This is a genomic window from Arenimonas sp. (assembly GCF_041919775.1).
Lineage (GTDB): Bacteria > Pseudomonadota > Gammaproteobacteria > Xanthomonadales > Xanthomonadaceae > Arenimonas.
This window is the reverse complement of record NZ_JAYRTE010000014.1, coordinates 33,479-55,592: the sequence shown is the minus strand read 5'-3', so window position 1 is coordinate 55,592 and position 22,114 is coordinate 33,479. Positions and strand designations below refer to the sequence as shown.

Annotated in this window: 22 protein-coding genes; 5 read left to right on the top strand and 17 right to left on the bottom strand. The window is 71.5% G+C overall.

From position 1 onward, the window contains the following. Positions 1-56 precede the first annotated feature (56 nt). From ACE3TE_RS09310 to ACE3TE_RS09295, 4 genes are read left to right on the top strand one after another with little or no spacing between them, the layout of a single operon-like run. Entirely contained in the window at positions 57-1,838 is a 1,782-nt protein-coding gene (locus ACE3TE_RS09310) for a penicillin-binding protein activator (protein ID WP_374604308.1), read from the top strand. Next, entirely contained in the window at positions 1,822-2,190 is a 369-nt protein-coding gene (locus ACE3TE_RS09305) for a YraN family protein (RefSeq protein WP_374604306.1), read from the top strand. Before ACE3TE_RS09310 ends, ACE3TE_RS09305 begins: the two co-directional genes overlap by 17 nt. A gap of 28 nt (positions 2,191-2,218) precedes the next feature. Beyond that, positions 2,219-3,619, top strand: coding sequence for an FAD-binding oxidoreductase (locus ACE3TE_RS09300; protein ID WP_374604304.1), 1,401 nt, complete (start codon positions 2,219-2,221; stop codon positions 3,617-3,619). Beyond that, a complete protein-coding gene (locus ACE3TE_RS09295; protein WP_374604302.1) occupies positions 3,619-4,221 on the top strand; it encodes a uracil-DNA glycosylase family protein in 603 nt (200 codons plus the stop codon). The genes ACE3TE_RS09300 and ACE3TE_RS09295 overlap by 1 nt, the downstream gene beginning before the upstream one ends. Here the strand turns inward: ACE3TE_RS09295 and ACE3TE_RS09290 are convergent. The 11 genes from ACE3TE_RS09290 to creD form a co-directional block, all read right to left on the bottom strand. Beyond that, on the bottom strand, positions 4,218-4,706 hold the full coding sequence (locus ACE3TE_RS09290) for a phosphatidylglycerophosphatase A (protein ID WP_374604300.1): 489 nt from the start codon (positions 4,704-4,706) through the stop codon (positions 4,218-4,220). The genes ACE3TE_RS09295 and ACE3TE_RS09290 overlap by 4 nt on opposite strands. After that, positions 4,703-5,665: a thiamine-phosphate kinase gene (gene thiL, locus ACE3TE_RS09285; protein ID WP_374604298.1), complete on the bottom strand. Its 963-nt coding sequence runs from the start codon at positions 5,663-5,665 to the stop codon at positions 4,703-4,705. Before thiL ends, ACE3TE_RS09290 begins: the two co-directional genes overlap by 4 nt. Continuing rightward, positions 5,665-6,126: a transcription antitermination factor NusB gene (nusB, locus tag ACE3TE_RS09280; RefSeq protein WP_374604297.1), complete on the bottom strand. Its 462-nt coding sequence runs from the start codon at positions 6,124-6,126 to the stop codon at positions 5,665-5,667. Before nusB ends, thiL begins: the two co-directional genes overlap by 1 nt. Continuing rightward, positions 6,123-6,590: a 6,7-dimethyl-8-ribityllumazine synthase gene (gene ribH, locus ACE3TE_RS09275; protein ID WP_374604295.1), complete on the bottom strand. Its 468-nt coding sequence runs from the start codon at positions 6,588-6,590 to the stop codon at positions 6,123-6,125. Before ribH ends, nusB begins: the two co-directional genes overlap by 4 nt. Before the next feature lie 101 nt (positions 6,591-6,691). After that, positions 6,692-7,789 (bottom strand): 3,4-dihydroxy-2-butanone-4-phosphate synthase, encoded by a 1,098-nt coding sequence (ribB, locus tag ACE3TE_RS09270; protein WP_374604293.1) that lies wholly within the window; start codon positions 7,787-7,789, stop codon positions 6,692-6,694. Next, positions 7,786-8,391, bottom strand: a complete 606-nt coding sequence (locus ACE3TE_RS09265) for a riboflavin synthase (protein WP_374604291.1) — start codon at positions 8,389-8,391, stop codon at positions 7,786-7,788. The genes ribB and ACE3TE_RS09265 overlap by 4 nt, the downstream gene beginning before the upstream one ends. Before the next feature lie 147 nt (positions 8,392-8,538). Beyond that, positions 8,539-9,627: a bifunctional diaminohydroxyphosphoribosylaminopyrimidine deaminase/5-amino-6-(5-phosphoribosylamino)uracil reductase RibD gene (gene ribD, locus ACE3TE_RS09260; protein WP_374604289.1), complete on the bottom strand. Its 1,089-nt coding sequence runs from the start codon at positions 9,625-9,627 to the stop codon at positions 8,539-8,541. Then, complete coding sequence (locus tag ACE3TE_RS09255) at positions 9,624-10,103, bottom strand: GNAT family N-acetyltransferase (RefSeq protein WP_374604287.1); 480 nt, start codon at positions 10,101-10,103, stop codon at positions 9,624-9,626. The genes ribD and ACE3TE_RS09255 overlap by 4 nt, the downstream gene beginning before the upstream one ends. Continuing rightward, positions 10,100-10,615 carry a transcriptional regulator NrdR gene (gene nrdR / locus ACE3TE_RS09250; RefSeq protein ID WP_374604286.1) on the bottom strand — a complete coding sequence of 172 codons (516 nt, stop codon included), beginning with the start codon at positions 10,613-10,615 and terminating at the stop codon, positions 10,100-10,102. The genes ACE3TE_RS09255 and nrdR overlap by 4 nt, the downstream gene beginning before the upstream one ends. Positions 10,616-10,625: 10 nt before the next feature. After that, positions 10,626-11,876, bottom strand: a complete 1,251-nt coding sequence (glyA, locus tag ACE3TE_RS09245) for a serine hydroxymethyltransferase (protein WP_374604284.1) — start codon at positions 11,874-11,876, stop codon at positions 10,626-10,628. A gap of 110 nt (positions 11,877-11,986) precedes the next feature. Continuing rightward, a complete protein-coding gene (gene creD / locus ACE3TE_RS09240; protein ID WP_374604283.1) occupies positions 11,987-13,345 on the bottom strand; it encodes a cell envelope integrity protein CreD in 1,359 nt (452 codons plus the stop codon). A gap of 188 nt (positions 13,346-13,533) precedes the next feature. On the opposite strand from creD, the gene ettA reads away from it, so the two are divergent. After that, complete coding sequence (gene ettA / locus ACE3TE_RS09235) at positions 13,534-15,198, top strand: energy-dependent translational throttle protein EttA (protein ID WP_374604281.1); 1,665 nt, start codon at positions 13,534-13,536, stop codon at positions 15,196-15,198. A gap of 125 nt (positions 15,199-15,323) precedes the next feature. Here the strand turns inward: ettA and ACE3TE_RS09230 are convergent, their stop codons facing one another. From ACE3TE_RS09230 to gspD, 6 genes are read right to left on the bottom strand one after another with little or no spacing between them, the layout of a single operon-like run. After that, the gene (locus ACE3TE_RS09230) at positions 15,324-16,229 is read right to left on the bottom strand and encodes a glycosyltransferase family 2 protein (protein WP_374604279.1); all 906 of its coding nucleotides are present in this window, start codon (positions 16,227-16,229) and stop codon (positions 15,324-15,326) included. Beyond that, positions 16,226-17,065 (bottom strand): class I SAM-dependent methyltransferase, encoded by an 840-nt coding sequence (locus ACE3TE_RS09225; protein WP_374604278.1) that lies wholly within the window; start codon positions 17,063-17,065, stop codon positions 16,226-16,228. The genes ACE3TE_RS09230 and ACE3TE_RS09225 overlap by 4 nt, the downstream gene beginning before the upstream one ends. Positions 17,066-17,074: 9 nt before the next feature. Further along, positions 17,075-17,932: a glycosyltransferase family 2 protein gene (locus ACE3TE_RS09220; protein WP_374604276.1), complete on the bottom strand. Its 858-nt coding sequence runs from the start codon at positions 17,930-17,932 to the stop codon at positions 17,075-17,077. Continuing rightward, the gene (locus ACE3TE_RS09215) at positions 17,929-19,119 is read right to left on the bottom strand and encodes an ABC transporter ATP-binding protein (RefSeq protein WP_374604275.1); all 1,191 of its coding nucleotides are present in this window, start codon (positions 19,117-19,119) and stop codon (positions 17,929-17,931) included. The genes ACE3TE_RS09220 and ACE3TE_RS09215 overlap by 4 nt, the downstream gene beginning before the upstream one ends. After that, positions 19,116-19,889, bottom strand: a complete 774-nt coding sequence (locus tag ACE3TE_RS09210) for an ABC transporter permease (RefSeq protein WP_374604274.1) — start codon at positions 19,887-19,889, stop codon at positions 19,116-19,118. The genes ACE3TE_RS09215 and ACE3TE_RS09210 overlap by 4 nt, the downstream gene beginning before the upstream one ends. Position 19,890: 1 nt before the next feature. Further along, on the bottom strand, positions 19,891-22,110 hold the full coding sequence (gene gspD / locus ACE3TE_RS09205; protein ID WP_374604272.1) for a type II secretion system secretin GspD: 2,220 nt from the start codon (positions 22,108-22,110) through the stop codon (positions 19,891-19,893). Positions 22,111-22,114: the final 4 nt, after the last annotated feature.

Sequence of the window (22,114 nt, the reverse complement as noted above, 5' to 3'; positions counted from 1 at the left end):
GCGCCCTCCTTGTGCACCGGGTATCATCTTACGCGCCACGACACCGGACCCCGACCATGCTGCGAACCGCCTCCCTGCTCCTGGCCCTTGCCCTGCTCGCCGGCTGTGCCAGCGTGTCCGTGCAGCGCGACCCGGGTGCCAGCCCGACCCCGGCGCCGACCGGCGCCGCCGCGCAGCTTGCCGACGAAGGCCGCCACGCCGAAGCCGCGCGCGCCTACGCCGCCCAGGCCGGCGAGGCCCGCGGCGACGCCCGCGCCCGCAACTGGCTGCGCGCTGCCTGGCAGCACCATCTGGCCGGCGAAGCCGACGCCGCCCGCTCCGCCCTTTCCAACGCCCCCCGCCGTCGGCTGGATGGTCGCGATCAACTGGTGCACGACCTGCTCACCGCCGGCTTCCGCCTTGAAGGCGGCCAGGCCGAACCGGCGCTGGCCTTGCTGGGCCAGCCCCGCGATGCCGTGCCCCAGGACCTGGCCGGGCACTGGCACGCCCTTCGGATCGATGCGTACAAGCGCCTGGGCCGCGGCTTCGACGCCGCCGGCGACCTGGCCTGGCTGGCGACACGCCAGCAGGGCGAATCGCGCGTCGCCACCGTGCGCGAAATCGTCGACCTGATCGCCGCCGAGCCCGATGCCGCGCTGTCGGCCAAGGCCGCGGCGCTGCCGGTGGGCCATCCGCTGTATGCCTATGCCGGCCGCGCACTGTCGCAGCGCGGCCTGCCGCTGCCGCGTCCCTACGACCGCAGCGGCAGCACGCCCGGGCTCGACGCCCTGCCCCCGGCCGAGTTCGACGGCTACCGCCCGCCCGAGCGCCTGGCCGCGCTGCTGCCGCTCAGCGGCCCGCTGGCCGCGGCCGGGCAGTCGGTGCGCGACGGCATGCTGGCCGGTTATTACGCCGAAACGCGGCGGCGTCCGGCCCTGCGTTTCTACGACACCGGCGCGCCCGGCGGCCTGCGTTCGGCGCTGGCGAAAGCCACCGCCGACGGCGCCCAGATGCTGGTCGGCCCCCTCTCGCGCGAGGAGGTCAACGAACTGTTCGCAACGCCCGAACTGGCACTGCCGACCGTCGCCCTCAACCGCGGCAGCCATCCGCCAACGCCCGGCAGCGCCAGCTATGCGCTGGCGCCCGAGGACGAAGGCGTCGCGGCGGCCGAGCGGCTGCTCCAGCGCGGCCTGCGCCGCGTGCTGGTGGTGACCCAGGCCGACGACACCGCGCGCCGGGGTCTCGAAGGCTTCCGCGCGCACATGCGCGAGCGCGGCGGCGAGATCATCGGCGAGGTCAGCGTCAACACCGCCAATCCCGACATCGTGCCGCTGCTGCAGCAGGCCGTGCAGGCCGCCGGTGGCCTGCGCCCGGAAGCCCTGTTCCTCAGCCTCAAGGCGCCCGAAGCCCGGCTGCTGGCCAGCCAGGTCGAACCGGCCGGCCTGGCCGGCGTGCCGCGCGTGGCGACCTCGCTGATCCTCTCGGGTGCCAACCTGCGCATGGACACCGAGCTCGACGGCATCGAATACCCCGAACTGCCCTGGCTGATCGGCCTGCGCGGCGGCCTGCCCGACGCCGACACGATCGGCAACACCCTGCCCAGTGCCCAGGGCGGCGGCGCCCGCCTGTTCGCCTTCGGCGTCGATGCCTGGAAGCTGGCGGTGCACCTGGACAAGCTGGTGTCCGACCCCGGCGCGCAGGTGCGCGGCGCAACCGGCGAGCTGACGCTCGACGCCACCGGCCAGGTGCGGCGCCAGCCGGCCTGGGCCGTGTACAGCGGTGGCCGCCCGCGTCCGGCGCCCGATGGCGCGCTTTACCCCGACGACGGGGCCGCGGCGGCCGATGGCGGCACGCCCTGACCGGCGCGCCCGCGGCGACGCCGCCGAGGACGCGGCGCGCCAGCTGCTCGAGGGCGAGGGCCTGCGCACGCTGGCCCGGAACGTCAATTACCGCTTCGGCGAACTCGACCTGGTGATGCGCGAAGGCGACACGATCGTCTTCGTCGAAGTGCGCTACCGGCAGGATGATCGATTCGGCGGCGGCCTCGCCTCGGTCGACCGCCGCAAATGCCGCCGCATCGTGCTCGCCGCCCGCGCCTGGCTGGCCCGGCAGCCCGCGCTGGCGGACGCGCCCTGCCGCTTCGACATCGTCGCCGCCTCGCCCGCCGGCCTCGACTGGCACCGCGCGGCCTTCACGCTCGACGACCTGTGAACGCCGGCGTTTGCCCTACACTCGCGCGATGACCGGACTGCCCGCACCGCTGGCCGAGGAACTGCGGAACCTGCTGGGGCCGGACGGCCTGCTGGTCGACGAGGCCGAGCGGCTGGTCTACGGCTACGACAACTCGCGGCGGCAGGGTTTGCCGCTGGCGGTGGCGCTGCCGACCGATGCGGCGCAGGTGCAGGCCCTGGTCGGACTTTGCCGCGACCACGGCCTGCCGGTCGTCGCGCGCGGGCGCGGCACCAACACCACCGGCGCCACCGTGCCCGGCGAAGACGCGCTGGTGATCTCCTTCGAACGCATGGACCGGGTGCTGGCGATCCGGCCGGGCGATCGCGTGGCCGTGGTGCAGCCGGGCCTGCTCAACGGCGACCTGCAGGCCGCGCTGGCGCCGCACGGCCTGTTCTGGCCGCCCGACCCGACCAGTGCCGCGTTCAGCACCATTGGCGGCAACCTGGCCTGCAATGCCGGCGGCCCGCGCGCGGTGAAATACGGCGCCACCCGCGACAACGTCCTGGCGCTCAAGGCCGTCACCGGCACCGGCGCGCTGGTGGAGTTCGGCGCGGCGACGACCAAGGGCGCCAGCGGCTACGACCTCTCGCGCCTGCTGATCGGCTCGGAAGGCACGCTGGCGCTGATCGTCGAGGCCACGCTGAAACTGACGCCGGTGGCGACGCATCGTCGCGCGCTGCGCGCGCTGTACGCCGACGTCGAATCGGCCGCCGCCGCGGTCGCGCGCCTGATGGCCCAGCCGGTGACGCCGTCGATGCTGGAATTCATGGACGGCGACTGCGTGCGCCTGGCACGCGAGGTCGGCGGCGCCGACCTGCCCGCGGACGCCGGCGCGCTGCTGATGATCGAAGCCGACGGCGACGAGGCCGTGCTCGACGCAGCCGTCGCCGCGCTTGTGCAGGCTGCCGGCGGCCCCGGCTGCCTGTCGGTCGAAGCCGCGCCCGACGAGGCCGCGCGCGCGCGCCTGTGGGCCGCGCGCAAGGCGCTTTCGCCGGCGCTGCGCACGCTGGCGCCGGGCAAGATCAACGAAGACGTGGTGGTGCCGGTTTCGCGCATCCCGGCACTGGTGGCCGCGGTGCGGGCGGCGGCGCAGGCGCAGTCGCTGCCGATCGTGTGTTTCGGCCACGCCGGCAACGGCAACCTGCACGTCAATATCCTCTACGACCCTGCCGACGCCGGCCAATCCGCGCGCGCCGCGGCAGCGCTGGAATCGGTGTTCGACGCCGTCATCGCGCTCGGTGGCCTGGTGTCGGGCGAACACGGCATCGGCCTGGCCAAGCGCGACCTGCTGGCGCGGTCGCTCGACCAGGGCACGCTGGCGCTGATGCACGCGATCAAGTCGCAGTTCGATCCGGACGGCATCCTCAATCCGGGCAAGGTCCTGCCCGCGCCGGGCGGGAGCCCGTGATGGCCCGGCCGCGCAGCGAACTCGAACAGCTGCTGGGCGAGATCCGCGCCTGCCGGATCTGCGAAGCCAGCCTGCCGCTTGGCCCGCGGCCGGTGCTGCGCGCCAGCGACACGGCGAAGCTGCTCGTGGTCGGGCAGGCTCCCGGCACCCTGGTGCACGGCAGCGGCATTCCCTGGGACGACGCCAGCGGCGTGCGCCTGCGCGGCTGGCTGGGCCTGGACAAGGCCGTGTTCTACGACGAATCGAAGCTGGCGATCGTGCCGATGGGATTTTGTTACCCCGGCCGCGGCGCCTCCGGCGACCTGCCGCCGCGCCCCGAGTGCCGCGCCACCTGGCATCCGCGGCTGCTGCCGCTGCTGCCGCGGGTGGAGCTGGTGCTGGCGATCGGCCAGTACGCGCAGGCGTATTTCCTGGGCGATAGCCGCCGAAAGACGCTGACCGACACCGTGCAGGCCTGGCGCGACTACGCGCCGCGGATTTTCCCCCTGCCCCACCCCAGCCCGCGCAACACCGGCTGGTTCAAGCACAACCCCTGGTTCGACGCCGAGGTCGTTCCCGCGCTGCGCTCACGCGTTGCGTCGGTGATGGAAAGCCGGTCCTAGAAGAGCCACACCAGCAGCTGCAGCACGGCCAGGGCATACAGACCGGCCAGTGCGTCGTCGAGCATCGCGCCGAAACCGCCGTGCAGCTTGCGGTCGGCCCAGCTGACCGGCCAGGGCTTGGTGATGTCGAAGATCCGGAACAGCACCAGGCCCGCGAGCATCCACGGCCAGCCGGCCGGCGCCGCCAGCAGCGTGATCCAGACGCCGACGTATTCGTCCCAGACCACCAGGCCCGGGTCTTCGATCTTCGTCTCGTGGATGACCCAGTGCGCCGCCCACCAGCCCAGCGCGAAACCCGCGGCGACCACGGCCAGGTAGGCGGGCAGCGGCAGGTCCTTCATGAAAAACCACCAGGGCAGTAGAGCGACGACGCTGCCCACGGTGCCCGGTGCCTTCGGCGAGAAGCCGCTGCCGAAGCCCGAGGCGATCCAGCCCAGCGGGTGTTTCATCAGGCGGCGACGGGTGCCTTCGGGAAGCTGGTTCACGCGTGGCCGCCTTCGAAGTGCTGGTAACCGGTGGCCGGCAGCGTCCAGGCGCCGCCTTCGGGCGTGAGCAGGCGCAGGCCGGGTTCGGCCTCGACCTGGCCGACCACGGTCGCCGGCAGGTCCAGCGCCGCCAGGGCCTGCTCGATCTCCAGCGCGTTCGCGGCCGGGGCGGTGAAACACAGCTCGTAGTCGTCGCCGCCGCTGAGCTGGAGCTGCCAGCGGCGGTCTTCGTCGAAATGGTCGGCCAGGGTGCGCGAACACGGCAGCCGGCCCAGGTCGAGGCGGGCGCCGACGCCGCTGGCGGCGAGCACGTGGCCCAGGTCCGCGGCCAGGCCGTCGCTCAGGTCCACCGCGGCGCTGGCCAGGCCGCGCAGCGCCAGGCCGGCCTGCACGCGCGGCGTCGGGCGGTCCAGCCGGTAGCGCAGCTTGGCCGAGGCGGGACCGCGCTGGCGCCACTGCGCGAGGCCGCCGGCGGCGTCGCCCAGGGTACCGGTGACCCAGATGTCCTCGCCGGCGCGCGCGCCGCTGCGCAGCAGGGCCTGCCCGGCCGGCACCAGGCCGTGGGCGGTGACCGTCATCGCCAGCGGGCCGCGGGTGGTGTCGCCGCCGACCAGGGAGACGCCGTGTTCGTCGGCCAGTTCCAGGAAACCGTCCAGGAAATTTTCCAGCCAGGCCTCGTCGCCTTCGGGCAGGGTCAGCGCCAGCGTGCACCAGGCCGGCGCGGCGGCCATCGCGGCCAGGTCGCTCAGGTTCACCGCCAGGGCCTTGTAGCCGACGTCGGCGGGCGCGGTGCCGTCGGGGAAATGCACGCCGGCGACCAAGGTGTCGCAGGAGACTACGAGTTCATGGTCGGGCGGAACCGCCAGCACCGCCGCGTCGTCGCCGATGCCGCGGACCACGTCGTCACGCCGCGCCGCGCGTGCGCGGATGCGGTCGATCAGGGCGAACTCGCCCGGCATCAGGACCGGCGCGGCGCCTGGGCTTCGGCCGCGCGCCAGTCGGCGGCGGCGTGGTCGAGCACGCCGTTGACGAAGGTGTGGCCGTGTTCGGAGCCAAAGCGCTTGGTGGTTTCGATGGCCTCGTTGATCACCACGCGATAGGGCACGTCGATGCGGTGCCGCAGTTCGTAGGCGGCGATGCGCAACACCGCGCGTTCGATCGGGTCGACCTGGTCGATTTCGCGATCGAGGAACACCGACAGCGCATCGTCCAGCGAGGCCAGGTTGGCATGCACGCCGCGCACCAGGTCCTCGAAGTACTCGATATCGGCGACTTCCATGTCCTGCTCGTTGCGGAACTGGTCTAGCACCTTGGTGATGGCGGTGTCGGACATCTGCCAGGCGTAGACCGCCTGCAGCGCGCGGCGCCGGGCGCGCGAACGCGCCTGCGGGTCGACGCCGTCGAGTCGGGGATGTTTCATGCCAGTTTTCCAATCAGGTTGGCCATTTCGATCACCACCAGCGCGGCCTCTTCGCCCTTGTTGCCATGGGTGCCGTCGGCGCGCGCCTCGGCGTGGGCGTAATCGTCCACCGCCAGCACGCCGTTGGCGACCGGCACGCCGGTGTCCAGGGCGACGCGCATCAGGCCGCGCGCGCATTCATCGGCGACCTGTTCGAAGTGGCGGGTGTCGCCGCGCACGACGCAGCCCAGCGCGACCACGCCGGCGTAGCCCACCCGGTCGAGCGCATGCGCCGTGGCGACCGGGAGTTCCCAGGCGCCGGGAACCCGGATCAGGTCCAGGGCTTCTTCCGGCACCCCGTTGGCGCCGAAGGCACGGCGCGCGCCGTCGACCAGCGCATCGGTGATGCGCGGGTTCCAGCGGCTGGCGATGATCGCGTAGCGGGCGCCGGCAGGGCTGCGGACGTCGCCTTCGTAATGGGCCATGGGAAAGGGCTGGGCGTAAGGGCCGCCAGTTTACCGCGCCCGGGATGGGGACGGAGGTAATTTCCCCGGCCGCGGTCGGGAGGGCCTAAAGACGGAGGAAATTACCTCCGTCCCCCGTCGACGTATTCGATGACTTCCAGGCCGTAACCGGCCAGGCCGACCTGGCGACGCGGGGTGCCGAGCACCCGCAGCTTGCCCAGGCCCAGGTCGTGCAGGATCTGGGCGCCGGCGCCGTTGCGGCGCCATTCGCGCGCTCGCGGGGCGTCGGGGCTGGCGGTTTCGGTGATGCGGGCCAGCAGGTCGTCGGGCGTCAGCGGCTCGGACAGCACGACCACCACGCCCTCGCCCGCCGCCGCGACGGCGGCCAGCGCGTCGCCGGTGGCCACGCCGAAATCGGCGCGCCGCCAGTGCAGGGCGTCGGCCAGCGGGTTCTTGACGTGCACGCGCACCAGCGTGGGCGTGTCGGCGCGCGGCTGGCCCAGAACCAGGGCGTAGTGCAGGTCGCGGCTGAGGCGGTCGCGATAGGTGACCAGTCGGAAGTCGCCGTAGGCGGTCGGGATGTCGCGTTCGTCCACGCGCTCGACCGTGTGTTCGGTTTCCAGGCGGTGGCGGATGAGGTCTTCGATCGAGCCGATCTTCAGGCCGTGTTCGGCGGCGAATTGTTCCAGCTCGGGGCGGCGCGCCATCGAGCCGTCGGGATTGAGTATCTCGACCAGCACGCCGGCAGGCTCGAGGCCCGCCAGCAGCGCCAGGTCGCTGGCGGCCTCGGTGTGGCCGCTGCGGGTGAGCACGCCGCCGGGCTGGGCCATCAGCGGGAAGATGTGGCCGGGCTGGGTGAGGTCCTCGACCGCGGCATCGGGACGCACGGCGGTGCGGATGGTGTGTGCGCGGTCGTAGGCGCTGATGCCTGTGGTGACGCCTTCGGCAGCCTCGATGCTGACGGTGAAGTTGGTGTGGTATGGCGAGTTGTTGTCGCGCACCATCGGGCCCAGGCCCAGCTGGCGGCAGCGTTCGCGGGTGAGCGAGAGGCAGACCAGGCCGCGCGCGTGGGTGACCATGAAGTTGATGTCGGCCGGCTTGACCAGCTCGGCGGCCATGATCAGGTCGCCTTCGTTTTCGCGGTCCTCGTCGTCCACCACGACGACCATGCGGCCCTGGCGGATTTCTTCCAGCAGTTCGGGGACGGTGGCGAAGCTCATGCGTTTTCCTCGCGGGCGGCCAGAAGCCGCTCGACGTAGCGGGCGACGGTGTCGACCTCGAGATTGACGGCGCCGCCGACGGCGGTTTCGCCGAAGGCGGTGTGGTCCACGGTGTGCGGCACCAGGTTCACTTCGAAACCGGCGGCGTCGACGGCATTGACGGTGAGGCTGGTGCCATCGACCGCGATCGAGCCTTTCACCGCGACGTAGCGCAGCACCGAAGCCGGCGCGGCGAAGCGCCAGCGCTGGCTGCGGCCGTCTTCGCTGATGCTTTCGACGCGACCGACGGCATCGACATGGCCGGACACGAGATGACCGCCCAGCCGGTCGGTCGGCAGCAGCGAGCGCTCGAGGTTCACCGCGGCGCCGACCGGCAGCTTGCCGAGCGTGGTGAGCGACAGGGTTTCGTTGGACACATCGGCGTCCCAGCCCTCGCTATCGAAGGCGACGACGGTGAGGCAGCAGCCGTTGACGGCGATCGACTCGCCCAGGGCGATGTCGTCGTGCCCCAGCCCGCCCCAGCCAAACCGCAGCCGCTGGTCGCCACCGCGCTCCTCGCGCGCCAGCAGCCGGCCAACCGATTGGATCAATCCCGTGAACATGCCATCACCCGAAAACCGGCCTGCGCCGCGAGCCCGCCATTGTACGCGGGCCTGTCGGGGCCTCGCCCCGCAGGATGGAACGATATGTCTCTTGTGGGAGGGACTTCAGTCCCGAAAGGCATCGGGACTGAAGTCCCTCCCACGGGTTCACTGGCCCAGCAGCAGCCGCAGGTCGGGGCCGACCTGGCGGGTTTCGAGCAGGCGCAGGCCGATGCGGTCGGCCATTGACGCGGGGGTCACGCCGGCCAGCAGGGGGCGGCCGCGTTCGCCCAGCAGGACGGGCGCGACGTAGAGCAGCAGTTCGTCGACCAGGCCCGCGGCGACCAGGGCGCCGGAGAGCGTGGCGCCGGCTTCGACCTGCAGTTCGTTGACGCCGCGCTGGGCCAGCTGCGACAGCACGGCATTCAGGTCCAGGCCCGCGCCGGCCCGGCGCACCGCAAAGGCATCGACGTTGTCGCCGTAGTCGGGCACCACGTCGTCGCCGTGCACGGCCAGCGTCGGCGCGGCGCCGTCGGTGAGCAGCGCGGCGCCAGCCGGCAGCCGGCCGCGTTCGTCCAGCACCACGCGCAGCGGCGGCACGAAGGCCTCGTCGCCGGCCAGGCGCACCGTCAGCCGCGGGTCGTCGGCGAGCACGGTGCCGATGCCGGTCATGATCGCGCCCGAGCGGGCCCGCCAGCGCATCACATCGGCGCGCGAGGCCTCGGACGTGATCCACTTCGAAACGCCGTCCTCCAGCGCCGTGCGCCCGTCCAGGCTCATGCCCAGCTTCACCCGCACCCAGGGCCGGCCGCGTTCGATGCGCGAAATGAAGCCGCGGTTCTGGTGTCGCGCGGCGGCTTGCATCAGCCCGTGCTCGACCGTGATGCCGGCGGCGGCGAGCTTGGCGAACCCCTGCCCGGCGACCTGGTAGAACGGATCCCGGCACGCGGCCACGACGCGGGTGACGCCCGCGGCCACCAGCGCGTCGGCGCAGGGCGGCGTGCGGCCGTGGTGGGCACAGGGTTCAAGCGTGACGTAGGCCGTGGCACCCGCCGCCCGTCCGCTGGCCGCGCGCAGCGCCATCACCTCGGCGTGCGCTTCGCCGGCGCGTTCGTGCCAGCCTTCGCCCAGCACGCGACCGCCGTCGGCGATGACGCAGCCCACCACCGGATTGGGCTTGGTGGTGAAACAGCCGCGTTCGGCCAGCTGCAGCGCGCGGGCCATGTGGGCGTGGTCGTGGGCGCTGAAGGCGCTCATCCCGGCACGATGTCCATCAGGTGCACGGACCGGCCGCGCAGCGTCGCCGCGCCCTGGTCGCGCCAGCCGAGCGCGGCATAGAAGCCGGCGTGTTCGGGCGTGAACAGCCACAGGCGCGGCACCCGCTCGCTCGCGGCCAGCGCAACGCAGGCGCGCACCAGCGCCGCGCCGATGCCGTGGCCGCGCGAGGCCGGCCGTACGAACAGACTCGCCAACCAGGCATCGCCGACGCCGCGCAATTCCGGCGCGTCTTCGTCCACCAGGCTGACCGAACCGACCGCTTCCCCGTCCCGCATGGCGACGAGCGTGGTCGGCCGGCCGCGTCGCGTCGCGTGGTCTTCGAGTTCGGCGGTGGCCGTCGCGAGGTTCCAGTCGGCGGGGTCGTAGAAATGGCCCCAGTGCCCGAAATGCCAGCGCGCCAGCCTGGACGCCTGCCCGGGGCAGTCGGCCAGCGGCCGGATAGCGACACCCGTCATTTTTTGGCCTTGTCGACCGCGGCGTCGAGCAGGGGCAGCTGCAGGCCTTCGAGCCCGGGCAGGTCGCGTTCGAGCCGCTCGATTTCCTCGCGGAAGGCCTGCACGTCCTCGAACTTGCGGTACACCGACGCGAAGCGCACGTAGGCGACCTGGTCGAGTTTCTTGAGCTCGGCCATCACGAACTCGCCGACGCGCAGCGAGGGCAGTTCGCGTTCGCCGGTCAGGCGCAGCGCATGGATGACGCCGCGGACCGCGACGTCGATGTCCTCGGCCGACACCGGCCGCTTCTGCAGCGCACGGTCGAAGCTGACCCGCAGCTTGCGTTCGTCGAAGGCCTCGCGGCGGCCATCGCTCTTGACGATGGCCGGCAGCTTCAACTCCGCGTTCTCGAAGGTGTTGAAGCGTTCCCCGCAGGCCTCGCACTCGCGGCGGCGGCGGATGGTGCTGCCGTCGTCGGACACGCGCGAGTCGATCACGCGGGTGTCGGTGTGCTGGCAGAAGGGGCAATGCATCCGGATGCGGTCAGCCGTAGACCGGGAAGGCGCGGCACTGCTTGGTGACGTTCTCGCGCACGCCGGCGATCACGCTTTCATCCGCCGGCGCGTCGAGCACGTCGCAGATCCAGTTCGCCAGCGCCACGCACTCCGGTTCCCTGTAACCGCGGGTGGTGACCGCCGGCGTGCCGATGCGCAGGCCCGAGGTGACGAAGGGCGAACGCGGATCGCCGGGCACGGCGTTCTTGTTGACGGTGATGTGGGCGGCGCCCAGCGCCGCCTCCGCGTCCTTGCCGGTGACGTCGCGGCCGATCAGGTCGATCAGCATCAGGTGGTTTTCGGTGCCGCCGGAAACGATCTTGTAGCCGCGCGCCATCATCGCCTTGGCCATGGCCTGGGCGTTCTTCACGACCTGCTTCTGGTAGTCGGTGAATTCCGGCTCCAGCGCCTCCTTGAAGGCCACCGCCTTGGCGGCAATGACGTGCATCAGCGGGCCGCCCTGCGTACCCGGGAACACCAGCGACTGGAACTTCTTCTCCAGCGCTTCGTTGGCCTTGGCCAGGATGATGCCGCCGCGCGGGCCACGCAGGGTCTTGTGCGTGGTCGAGGTGACCACGTCGGCGAACGGCACCGGGTTCGGGTACACGCCCGCCGCGACCAGGCCGGCCACGTGCGCCATGTCGACGAAGAAATACGCACCGACGGATTTCGCGATCTCCGCCATGCGCGCCCAGTCCACCACCTGCGAATAGGCGCTGAAGCCGGCCACCACCATCTTCGGCTGGTGCTCGGTGGCCAGGCGCTGCACTTCGTCGTAGTCGATCAGGCCCTGCTCGTTGACGCCGTACTGCACGGCGTTGAAGAGCTTGCCGCTGAAGTTGACCTTGGCGCCGTGGGTCAGGTGGCCACCGTGCGCCAGCGACATGCCCAGGATGGTGTCGCCCGGCTGCAGCAGCGCCAGGTACACCGCGGCATTGGCCTGCGAACCCGAATGCGGCTGCACGTTGGCGTAGTCGGCGCCGAACAGCTGCTTCACGCGTTCGATCGCCAGCTTTTCGGCGATGTCGACGTATTCGCAGCCGCCGTAGTAGCGCTTGCCCGGGTAGCCCTCGGCGTACTTGTTGGTCAGCACGCTGCCCTGGGCTTCGAGCACGCGGGGGCTGGCGTAGTTTTCCGAGGCGATCAGTTCGACGTGGTCTTCCTGGCGCCGGGCTTCCTGGGCGACGGCCCGGGCCAGTTCGTCGTCGTAACCAGCGATCTGCATGTCCTTGGCAAACATCGGGGCGGGCTTCCTTGGGTGGGCTGCAATGCGGAAATTGTAGCCCCGATGGCTGTCCGCTGCCCCCACCCTGCCCTCCCCCGCAGGCGGGGTGGGGGCCGCGCCATGCCTCACCCCTTCCCCAGGCTGTGCCAGTCCACCCTGCGCGTCAGCCCCATCACCGCCGCCAGCGCCGCGAACAGCGCCCCGCTGCCCACCAGCAGCGCGTGGTCCTCCGAGCGCAGCAGCAGGTACAGCAGGCCATACAGCCCCGCCAGCCCGACCCCGAAGCCCAGGCCCCGCCCGCGGCCACCCAGCACCCCGGCCAGGTAGAAGCCCAGCAGCCCGCTGCAGGCCAGCGCCGCCGCGGCGTAAGCCGGCCCGAAGCCGATGTGCTCCGACAGCGACAGCAGCAGCAGGTAGAACATCGCCATCGCCAGCCCGGCCAGGCCGTACTGCACGAAATGCACGGGACGTGACGCCAGGGCCTCCACGAGGAACACCGCGCCGAACACCAGCCCCAGGAACAGCAGCGCGTACTTGATCGCCCGGTCGGTCATCAGGTAGCGGTCCACCGGCTCCACCAGCCGCAGCCCGAAAGCGCCCTCGAAGATGCCCGAACAGGCCCCGGCCGTCGGCGCGCAGGACGCCAGGGCCTGTGAAACCCGGCTCGACAGCCGCGAAACGGCCCATTCGGCACTGAATCCCGCCTCGCCGACCTCCCGCTGGTCCGGCAGGTGGTGGCCCTCGAAACCCGGATGCGGCCAGTCGCCCGACAGGCGCACGCTGGTTTCGCCACCCACCGGCACCCAGGCCAGCGAACCGGTGCCGGCCAGCTCCAGGGCGACGTCGAAGGCCAGCTCGCCCTCCAGCGCCGCCAGCGGCACCGCCGCGTGCAGGCCCTCGCCGAGCCAGGCCACCCGGGCCCCCGGCTCCATCGCCACGGTCTTGCCATCGAGTGCGATGCTGATCTTGCGTACGCCGCGGTTGTCGCCCAGCCCCAGCACCAGCCAGGCCCGCAGGGGCCGGAGTTCACCGGCGTCCACCGGCGGCGGCACATGGCGAAACCGGCCGCGCAGGGCCTGGCTGGCGTGGAAAACCGGCACGCTGAACAGGCTGCGGCCGCGGCGCTCGGTGCGCAGGCTGCCCTGCACGTCCAGCCGCTCCGGGGCCACCAGGTAGTGGAAGGGCTGCACCGAGTCCTCGGTTTCCTGGCTCATGTGGCCGTCGCGGTTCACCACGCGCCGCTGCCGGGTGCGGTGTTCGGCCTCGACCAGCAGCAGCGGGCCGACCAGGACCTGTTCGCCGGCGGTGGCCCGGGCGATCTCGGCCGCGACCTCCTGCCCGCGCTGCTGCCGCTCGGAAACCAACCCGCTGAGCATCATCAGCGGCACCAGCAGAAGCAAAAGCAGCAGGCCCACCAGGGCCAGTTTCCATCCGATGCGCATGGCGCGATCCCCGTCCTGACCGCCCAGCGCGGCCAGGGCCATGGAAACAGCCGGATCGGGCGACGGAACGGCAGGGAAATGGCAAAACGCGGGCGGTTCAGGCCGGGCGCCGTTTCAGCGATAATGGCGGCCCCTCCGATTCACGGACCGGCTGCGCCCCCAGGCGCGGCCCCACCCCCGCCCGGCCCCGCGCGAACCGCGCGCCGGCGCGGCAAGACCCTGGAAGCCCCATGTCGCAATACATCTACACCATGATCGGCGTCAGCAAGACCGTGCCGCCGAAGAAGCAGATCATCAAGGACATCTCGCTGTCCTTCTTCCCCGGCGCCAAGATCGGCCTGCTGGGCCTGAACGGCTCGGGCAAGACCACGGTGCTGCGCATCATGGCCGGCGTGGACACCGATTTCACCGGCGAAGCGCGTCCGCAGCCGGGCATCAAGGTCGGCTACCTGGAGCAGGAGCCCAAGCTCAATCCCGAGCACACCGTGCGCCAGGCGGTGGAAGAAGGCGTCGGCGACATCCTGCAGGCCCAGCAGCGCCTGGACGAGGTGTACGCGGCCTACGCCGAAGAAGACGCCGACTTCGACAAGCTGGCCAAGGAACAGGAGCGCCTGGAGGCGATCCTGGCTTCAGGCGACGCGCACACGCTGGAGCAGCAGCTCGAGGTCGCCGCCGACGCCCTGCGCCTGCCGCCCTGGGACGCGATCGTCGGCCCGCTGTCGGGCGGTGAGAAGCGCCGCGTGGCGCTGTGCCGCCTGCTGCTGTCCAAGCCCGACATGCTGCTGCTCGACGAACCCACCAACCACCTCGACGCCGAGTCGGTGGAGTGGCTGGAACAGTTCCTGGCGCGCTACCCGGGCACCGTGGTGGCGGTCACCCATGACCGCTACTTCCTGGACAACGCCGCCGAGTGGATCCTGGAACTCGACCGCGGCCGCGGCATTCCCTGGAAGGGCAACTACAGCGAATGGCTGCAGCAGAAGTCCGAGCGCCTCAAGCAGGAAGAGTCGCAGGAGAAGGCCCGCCAGAAGGCGCTGCAGCGCGAACTCGAATGGTCGCGGCAGAACGCCAAGGGCGGCCGCAGCAAGGGCAAGGCGCGCCTGCAGCGCCTCGAGGACCTGCAGTCGGTCGAATACCAGAAGCGCAACGAGACCAACGAGATCTTCATCCCGCCGGGTGAGCGCCTGGGCAACAACGTCATCGAGTTCAAGAACGTCTCGAAGAGCTACGGCGACCGGCTGCTGTTCGAGGACCTGAGCTTCACGGTGCCCAACGGCGCGATCATCGGCATCATCGGCCCGAACGGCGCCGGCAAGTCGACGCTCTTCCGCATGCTTGCCGGGCAAGAAAAGCCGGACAAGGGCGAGGTCATCATCGGCCCGACGGTGAAGCTGGCCTACGTGGACCAGTCGCGCGATTCGCTCGACGCCGACAAGAACGTCTGGCAGGCGGTGTCGGGCGGTTCGGACATCCTCACGATCAACGGCGTGGAGATCCAGTCCCGCGCCTACATCGGCCGCTTCAACTTCAAGGGCCAGGACCAGCAGAAGCTGGTGGGCACGCTGTCGGGCGGTGAACGCGGCCGCCTGCACATGGCGTCCACCCTGCTGCAGGGCGGCAACGTGCTGCTGCTCGACGAACCGTCGAACGACCTGGACATCGAAACCCTGCGTGCGCTGGAAGACGCGCTGCTGGAGTTCCCGGGCTGCGCGCTGGTCATCTCGCATGACCGCTGGTTCCTCGACCGCATCGCGACGCACATCCTCGCGTTCGAAGGCGATTCGCACGTCGAGTTCTACCAGGGCAACTACCGCGAATACGAAGAAGACAAGAAGCGCCGCCTCGGCGACGAAGCCGCCGGCCCGCATCGCCTGCGCTTCAAGGCCCTCAAGTAAGCGTCTGTGGGAGGGACTTCAGTCCCGATTGCCCCAACCGGAAAACGGCGCCCCCAGGCGCCGTTTTCTTTCGCTCCACCCCTGTAGGAGCGCCTTCAGGCGCGAATCTTTTGCTTCGCCCCCGATTAATGCGCGGCTGGAGGCCTTGCCGCACGCCGTCGCCAGGCCTGCCCGGCCAGCGCCAGCGGCAGGTGCAGCCACAGCGCGACGAACAGCAGCGGCTGCAGCCAGGCCGGCGTGTCGGTGGCTTCGAACTTGCGGAAGTAGCGCCACATGCCGCGGTGCTTCTGCCACTCCACCCAGGCCGGCCGGCGGCGGCTGGACACGCCGCGCAGGTGGGTCACGACCAGGTCGTTCGCCACCAGCACCTCGTAGCCGGCCTGGCGCACGCGGCGGCACAGGTCCAGGTCTTCGGCGTGCAGGCGATAAGCTTCGTCGAAGCCGCCGATGCGCACGAACAGCACCGACGGCAGGAACATCAGCGCGCCCGACACCGCATCCACCGGCTGCACGGCCAGCCCCGGGTCGCGGCCCAGGAACAGGTTGTCGCGGCGCCCCAGCGAGAAGAGCTGCTCGCGCAGCGAGGGGTCGCTGCGGCGCGAAGCCGGGTCGGGTTCGCCGGTCTCGTCGCGGTGTTCGACGCCCAGCAGGCCGGCGCCGGCGCGGGCCATCGCCACGTCCACCAGCCGGACCAGGGTGTCGCGCTCGACGAAGGCATCGGGATTGACGAAGGCGATCCAGGGCTGGGCAATCGCGGTGGCGCCCTGGTTGCAGGCCGCGGCGAAGCCCCGGTTCTCCGGGTTCCGCACCAGGCCCAGGCGCGGGTCGCGCGCGGCCAGGCGCGCGACGATCGCGCAGGTGTCGTCGGTCGAGGCGTTGTCGACGACCATCACCCGCATCACGTCCCGGGTCGCCAGCAGCGACGCCAGGCAGCGTTCGATCGTGCTGGCGCTGGCATGCGTCACCACAACCACGCCGATGTCGCGGGCGCCGAAGTCCGGCGCCTCCCAGGTAGCGGCCGGCGCGTTCATTCCCGGCCCCGCAGGCGGGCCATTTCGGCCTCGAGGTGGGCGATGTGGGCGGCGGCGGCGCGGTTGCGGCGCACTTCGTCGCGGTAGTCGGCGTAGACGCTTTCGGCCAGGTCGCCGTGAAGCGACAGCGCGGGCAGCGAAGCCAGGGCCTCCGGCTCGCGGGCGCAAGCGGCCAGCAGGTACATCGGGGCGTAGGCAAGGCCGGCTTGCAGGCCCTCGGGCGTTGCCGTGCTGGCTTCGAAGGGGCCGTGGCCGCCCAGGTCCCACAGCACCGACTGGAACAGCAGCTTCTGGCCGAAAAGGCGCCGGTGCGGGAAGCGCGGCGCCAGCAGCGCCTCGAACTCGTCGCGGTAGAGCTCGCGCACGTGGTGCGGGTTCACTTCGCCGGTGAGGTCGGTGTAGACGCGCTTGTCGGGCGTGGACACCAGCAGCAGGCCGCCGGGGGCCAGCAGGCGGGCGAAGCCGTCGAGCAGCGCTTCCTGCGCCTGCACGTGCTCGAGGGTTTCGAAGCTCAGGACCAGGTCGAAGCTGGCATCGGGCAAGGCGCCCAGCGCGGTGGCGTCGGCCTGTTCGAAAACCAGGCCGGGGACGCCGGCATAGCGCCGGCGGGCGTGTTCGATGGTTTCGACATCGGCGTCCAGGCCCAGCACGCGACCGCCGGCGCGGGCCATCAGGGCGCTGCCATAGCCCTCGCCGCAGGCGGCGTCGAGCACGCGCCGGCCGGCGGCCAGCGGGCGCGCCAGGGCGTAGCGGTGCCAGTGTTCGTAGGCGATCTCGCGGCCACGCTCGGGCGTGTAGCGTTCGCCGGTGAACGGCAGGACGGGCTGTTCGGACATGCGCAGATGCTAGCCGAACAGGTCGCGCTGCGGGCCGGAGCGCGCGAGCTTTTCGAGGTTTTCCTGCAGCCGCTGCCGGTGCGCGCGCAGCGGGTCGGCCATGATGAAGCGCGCCACGCGTTCGTTGTAGTCGGGCCAGCGGGCCAGCAGGCGGGCCAGGTTGTCGCCGTTGGGGGCGATGCCCAGCGGCCCGAAGGAGGCGCTGCCCTGGTGCACCACGTAGGCGGTTTCGCACAGGACGTTGCGCCAGCCCATCGCGGCGGCGCGCAGGCAGAAGTCGTTTTCCTCGCCATAGCCCAGGCCGAAGGTGGCGGCGTCGAAGCCGCCCAGCTGGCGCAGCGCGGCGCGGCGCAGGTACATGCAGAAGCCGACCGCGGTGGGCAGTTCGGGCAGGTCGGGGTCGGTGGTCAGCGCCGCGGCCTCGGCCAGGGTGTCGGGGTGTTCGGGCACCGGGTTGGCTTCGCAGAACCGGGGGAAGCTGCAGATCTCGGCGTTGTTGGACCAGGGCGTTATGGTCGCGATGCGCGGGTCGCGTCCGGCGCAGCGGGCGATCTGCTGCAGCCAACCGGCCGTGGTGACGGTGTCGGAATTGAGCAGCACGACGTCGGCGTCGCCGGTTTCGTCGAAGGCGGCGTTGCAGTTGGCGGGGAAACCCAGGTTGGTTTCCCGGCGCACGTAGTCGGCGTCGAGCGCGCTGCGCCCGCACCAGCCGCGGGCCATGGGTTCGATGCGCGGGTCGGTGGAGGCGTCGTCGGCCAGCAGCACCCGGGTCCCGGCCGGCAGCGTGCGGTCGAGCGAGGCCAGGCAGGCGTCGAGCGCCTCGAGCGCGTTGTGGATGGGCACGATGACGGTGGGCAGCGGGCTCATGGATTCCCCCAGCGATGCGGCAGGCGCACGACGCCGAATTCGCGCGACTCGCCGCGCACCACGAGGTCGCGCTCGCGCTGGTCGAACAGGCGCAGGCCCTCGGCATCCAGCGCGCCTGCCTTCAGCCGGTATCGCCCCGGCAGCAGCGGCAGCGCGTCGAAGCGGATCCGGAAGCTGAAGCGGCCGTCGCCCAGCGACTGCGGCGCGACACCCTCCATTTCCGAGGTGACGCCGTAGAGCGGCGTGCCATCGGCATGCGCGAGGCCAAGCATCGCCACCGGGGCGCGACCGTCGCGGCTGTGCAGCACCAGTTCGCAGTCCAGCGTCTCCCCCTGCCCCAGCGTCACCGGCCCGTCGCCGTCCTCGCCCTGCACGCGGAAGCCTTCGAGGCTGATCTCGCCGGGCAACCGCGGCTGGCCGGCGGCTTCGTCGGCGACCTCGACGGCCGACTTTGCGGCCTGCGCGGCCTCGTAGGCCTGGCTGACCTCGAACACGTCGCCGTGGGCCTGCAGCTTGCCGCCATGCAGCCACAGCGCGCGCCGGCACAGCTTGCGCACGTGGTAGAGCGAGTGCGAGACCAGCAGCAGCGTGCCGCCGCCGGCCAGGTAATCGTCGAGCCAGCGGATGCACTTGCGCTGGAAGGCTTCGTCGCCGACCGCCAGCACCTCGTCGGTGACCAGCAGGGCCGGCCGGACGGTGGCGATCACCGCGAAGCCCAGCCGCACCACCATGCCCGACGAATAGTGTTTGACCGGCTCGTCGAGATAATCACCGATGTCGGCGAAGGCCTCGATTTCCGGAAGCTTCTCGGCCAACGCACGCGCATCGAGGCCATGCAGGGCCGCGGCCAGGCGCACGTTGTCGCGACCGCTCAGTTCCGGGTGGAAGCCGGCGCCCAGTTCCAGCAGCGCACCGATGCGGCCGCGCGTGCGCACGCTGCCCGAGGTCGGCGTCAGCACGCCGGTCACCAGCTTGAGCAGGGTGGACTTGCCGGCGCCGTTCTCGCCGATGATCGCCAACGATTCGCCCGGCATCACGCTGAACGTGATGTCCTCGAGCACGCTGGCATGGCGCCGCGCCGGCCGGCCGCGCACCACGTCCCACAGCGCCGCCAGCCGGTCGCCGCGATGGCCCAGCACCGGGTAGCGCTTGCTCAGCCCGCGCACCTCGACCAGCGGCGTGCTCACAGGAAATCCTCGAGGTGCGCCCGGCCGCGGCGCATCAGCCACTGCGCCAGCACCAGCAGCGCTCCGGCGGCCGCGGCGCAGGCCGCCAGCGCCGGCCAGTCCACCGGTGCGCCGGACAGGCCGGCCCGGATGGTCTCCACCGGCACCGTCATCGGGTTGAGCACCAGCCACGGCGCCACCGTGCCCGGCAGCAGGGACCGGTCGTACAGGATCGGGGTAAGGAAGAAGCCCAGCACCAGCAGCTGGCCGGTCAGCGCGGCGATGTCGCGCAGGAAAACCTGCAGCACCGCCAGCAGCCGCGCCAGCGCCAGCGCCAGCACCGCCACCACGCCCAGGCCCGCGGCCAGCGCCGGCAGGCCTTTCCAGTCCATCGGCACGCCCCACAGCCACAGCGCCAGCAGCACGATCGCGAAGCCCGCCAGCTCGATCAGCGCGGCGGCGGCGACCCGGGTGTCGACGTACAGGCCATGCGGCACCACGACCTTGCCGATCAGCGCGGCGTTGTCGGTCAGCGCGGTGACGCCGCGGTTGACCGCGGTGGCGAGCAGGTTCCAGGGCCACAGGCCCAGCGCCAGGAAGGCCGCGTACGGCAGCTCGTCGCCGCCCATCGCGCGGGCGGGCAGCAGTGCGCCGAACACCCAGGCCAGCACCGCCAGCTGCAGCAGCGGCAGCAGCAGCAGCCAGGCGGCGCCGAGCAGGCTGCCGCGATAGCGTTCCTCGAGTTCCCGGCGCAGCAGCTCGCGGAAGACGGCGCGGACGGCCGGACCCATGTCAGCGGTCGTCGGTTTCCACGCGCAGCGGATCCAGCGCGCGGAACCGCTCGCCGTATTCGTCGGTCAGGCGACGGGCTTCGTTCGGGTCGCGGATCACGCGCGGGGTGACCAGGATGATCACTTCCGTGCGCGTGCTGTTCTGGCTGCGGGTGCCGAACAGGCCACCGATCACCGGCAGCCGGCTCAGTCCGGGCACGCCGGAGCTGCCCTTGCTGTTGTTGTCGGTGATCAGGCCGGCCAGCATCACGGTCTCGCCGCTCTGGATGGCCGCCTCGGTGATGAGGCTGCGCTTGTTGATGGGCACGTTGCCGGTCGGGTCTTCCGGGCGGGCCGCGCCGGGCGAGCTGACTTCCTGGTCGATTTCCATGAACACGGTGCCGTCGCGGCTGATGCGCGGCGTCACGGTGAGGATCACGCCGGTGTCGAGGTACTGCACCTGGGTGTAGGTGCCGGTGCCCGTGCCGGGGTTGTCGCCGACGATCGGATTGAAGCTGGTGCTGTTGACCGGGATCTTGGTGCCGACGTCGAGCTTGGCTTCGGCGTTGTTGCGCACCACCACCGACGGCGTCGACAGCACGCGCACGTCGGACACGCTGTCGAGCGCGGTGACCACCGCTGCCGCGTTGCGGCCCAGGAAGGTCCAGGCCAGGCCGGTGCCGGCGTCACCCTGCGGGCCGATGCTGCCGGCGATGTCACCCCAGATGCTGCGGCCCTGGGCGTTGCCGAAATCCTCGGGCACGGCGTTCTCGAAGAACCAGTTCACGCCGTAGCTGAGCTTGCCCTGCAGCTCGACCTCGACGACCTGCGCCTCGATGTGCACCTGCAGCGGCATCGTGTCCAAGCGCTCGATCGTGCGGCGGATCGACTCCCACTGCGCCGGGGTGGCGCGCACCAGCAGGGCGTTGGATTCTTCGACGGCGCTCACCGAAACGTCGTCGGACGAACCGACGGCGATGCCGTCGCCGCCGGTACCCGCACGCGCGCGGCCACCGGCCTGCCCCTGCTGGGCCAGACGCTCGTTGGCCTTGTTGCGCGCGCCCGGATCGGCGGCGTCAGGGGCCGGGGTATTGATCGAACGCACCTGCACCGGCTCCAGGCCCGGCATCAGCGAGGGCGGGCCGCCGGCGTTGCCGCCCTGGGACGCGGAGTAGCTGCCGCCGAACACCTGGCTGAGCTGCTCGGCCAGGTCGGTGGCCTTCATGTACAGCACTTCGTAGGTGTACAGGCGCGCGCCCTCGCCGCCGCCGGCGTCCAGGCGTTCGATCCAGGTACGGGCCTCGGTGAGGTAACGTGGCTGCGGCGTGATTACCAGCACCGCGTTCTGGCCCTGCAGCGGCATGAAGCGGAACATGCCCGACACCGGCGTATTGCCCTCGGCGCCGAAGATCGCCTCGAGTTCGGTGACCACGTCGTCGGCCTGCGCCGACAGCAACGGGAAGACGCCCACCGACATGCCCGACAGCCAGTCGACGTCGAAGATCTCGACGGTGCGCAGGTAGTTCTGCAGCTCGGCGCGGGTGCCGGCCAGCACGATCAGGTTGCGGGCCGGATCGGTGCTGACGACCGCGTTCGGACGCGCGTAGGGTTCAAGCACCTTCTTCATCTCGTTGGCGGAGATGAACTGCAGCGGCACGGCGCGCACCTCGTAACCGCGCGCATTGCCGGCGCCGCCGGTGCGCGGCGACAGGTTGCCGGCGATGGCCTGTTCGGTCGGCAGCACGTTGTAGCGGCCGTCGAGCCAGACCAGGCGGGCGTTGTTCCAGCCCAGCACCATCTCCAGCAGGCCCAGGGCCTGGGCGGCGTTGACCGGTCGCGGCGTCGCCAGGGTCACCTGGCCCTGCACGCCCGGGGCGATGACGTAGTTCTGCTGCAGCAGGTCGCCCAGGATCACCTTCACCACGGCGTGCACGGGTTCGCCTTCGAAGTTGAAGGTGGCCTCGCCGGGCATGTCCAGCGACGGCGGCGGCGCCGACGCGACGCGCTCGTTGATGACGCGGCCGCTGCCCGGGGTCAGGCGCGCCGCAAGCGGGTCGGGCGCGGTTTCGCCGGCGGTTTCGCCTTCGGCCGCGGGCGCGGTGGCGTCCCGGCTGACGACGGGTACGCCGGCCATCGGGTCGGCGCCGCGGCGGACCACCGGCGAGGCCGGCGTGGCGCAGCCGGCCAGGAACACCAGCAGGGCCAGCACGACGAGGGGGGCGGGACGGAGTCGGAATGTCATCTGG

Coding starts and splice junctions, on each gene's coding strand:
- ACE3TE_RS09265 (WP_374604291.1), bottom strand. CDS start 8,391: ATGTTCACGGGATTGATCCAATCGGTTGGCCGGCTGCTGGCGCGCGAG.
- ACE3TE_RS09220 (WP_374604276.1), bottom strand. CDS start 17,932: ATGAGCCCGCTGCCCACCGTCATCGTGCCCATCCACAACGCGCTCGAG.
- ACE3TE_RS09295 (WP_374604302.1), top strand. CDS start 3,619: ATGGCCCGGCCGCGCAGCGAACTCGAACAGCTGCTGGGCGAGATCCGC.
- ACE3TE_RS09255 (WP_374604287.1), bottom strand. CDS start 10,103: ATGACGGGTGTCGCTATCCGGCCGCTGGCCGACTGCCCCGGGCAGGCG.
- ACE3TE_RS09310 (WP_374604308.1), top strand. CDS start 57: ATGCTGCGAACCGCCTCCCTGCTCCTGGCCCTTGCCCTGCTCGCCGGC.
- ACE3TE_RS09300 (WP_374604304.1), top strand. CDS start 2,219: ATGACCGGACTGCCCGCACCGCTGGCCGAGGAACTGCGGAACCTGCTG.
- glyA (WP_374604284.1), bottom strand. CDS start 11,876: ATGTTTGCCAAGGACATGCAGATCGCTGGTTACGACGACGAACTGGCC.
- ribD (WP_374604289.1), bottom strand. CDS start 9,627: ATGAGCGCCTTCAGCGCCCACGACCACGCCCACATGGCCCGCGCGCTG.
- ribH (WP_374604295.1), bottom strand. CDS start 6,590: ATGGCCCATTACGAAGGCGACGTCCGCAGCCCTGCCGGCGCCCGCTAC.
- ettA (WP_374604281.1), top strand. CDS start 13,534: ATGTCGCAATACATCTACACCATGATCGGCGTCAGCAAGACCGTGCCG.
- gspD (WP_374604272.1), bottom strand. CDS start 22,110: ATGACATTCCGACTCCGTCCCGCCCCCCTCGTCGTGCTGGCCCTGCTG.
- creD (WP_374604283.1), bottom strand. CDS start 13,345: ATGGCCCTGGCCGCGCTGGGCGGTCAGGACGGGGATCGCGCCATGCGC.
- ACE3TE_RS09305 (WP_374604306.1), top strand. CDS start 1,822: ATGGCGGCACGCCCTGACCGGCGCGCCCGCGGCGACGCCGCCGAGGAC.
- thiL (WP_374604298.1), bottom strand. CDS start 5,665: ATGCCGGGCGAGTTCGCCCTGATCGACCGCATCCGCGCACGCGCGGCG.
- ACE3TE_RS09225 (WP_374604278.1), bottom strand. CDS start 17,065: ATGTCCGAACAGCCCGTCCTGCCGTTCACCGGCGAACGCTACACGCCC.
- nrdR (WP_374604286.1), bottom strand. CDS start 10,615: ATGCATTGCCCCTTCTGCCAGCACACCGACACCCGCGTGATCGACTCG.
- ACE3TE_RS09230 (WP_374604279.1), bottom strand. CDS start 16,229: ATGAACGCGCCGGCCGCTACCTGGGAGGCGCCGGACTTCGGCGCCCGC.
- nusB (WP_374604297.1), bottom strand. CDS start 6,126: ATGAAACATCCCCGACTCGACGGCGTCGACCCGCAGGCGCGTTCGCGC.
- ACE3TE_RS09210 (WP_374604274.1), bottom strand. CDS start 19,889: ATGGGTCCGGCCGTCCGCGCCGTCTTCCGCGAGCTGCTGCGCCGGGAA.
- ribB (WP_374604293.1), bottom strand. CDS start 7,789: ATGAGCTTCGCCACCGTCCCCGAACTGCTGGAAGAAATCCGCCAGGGC.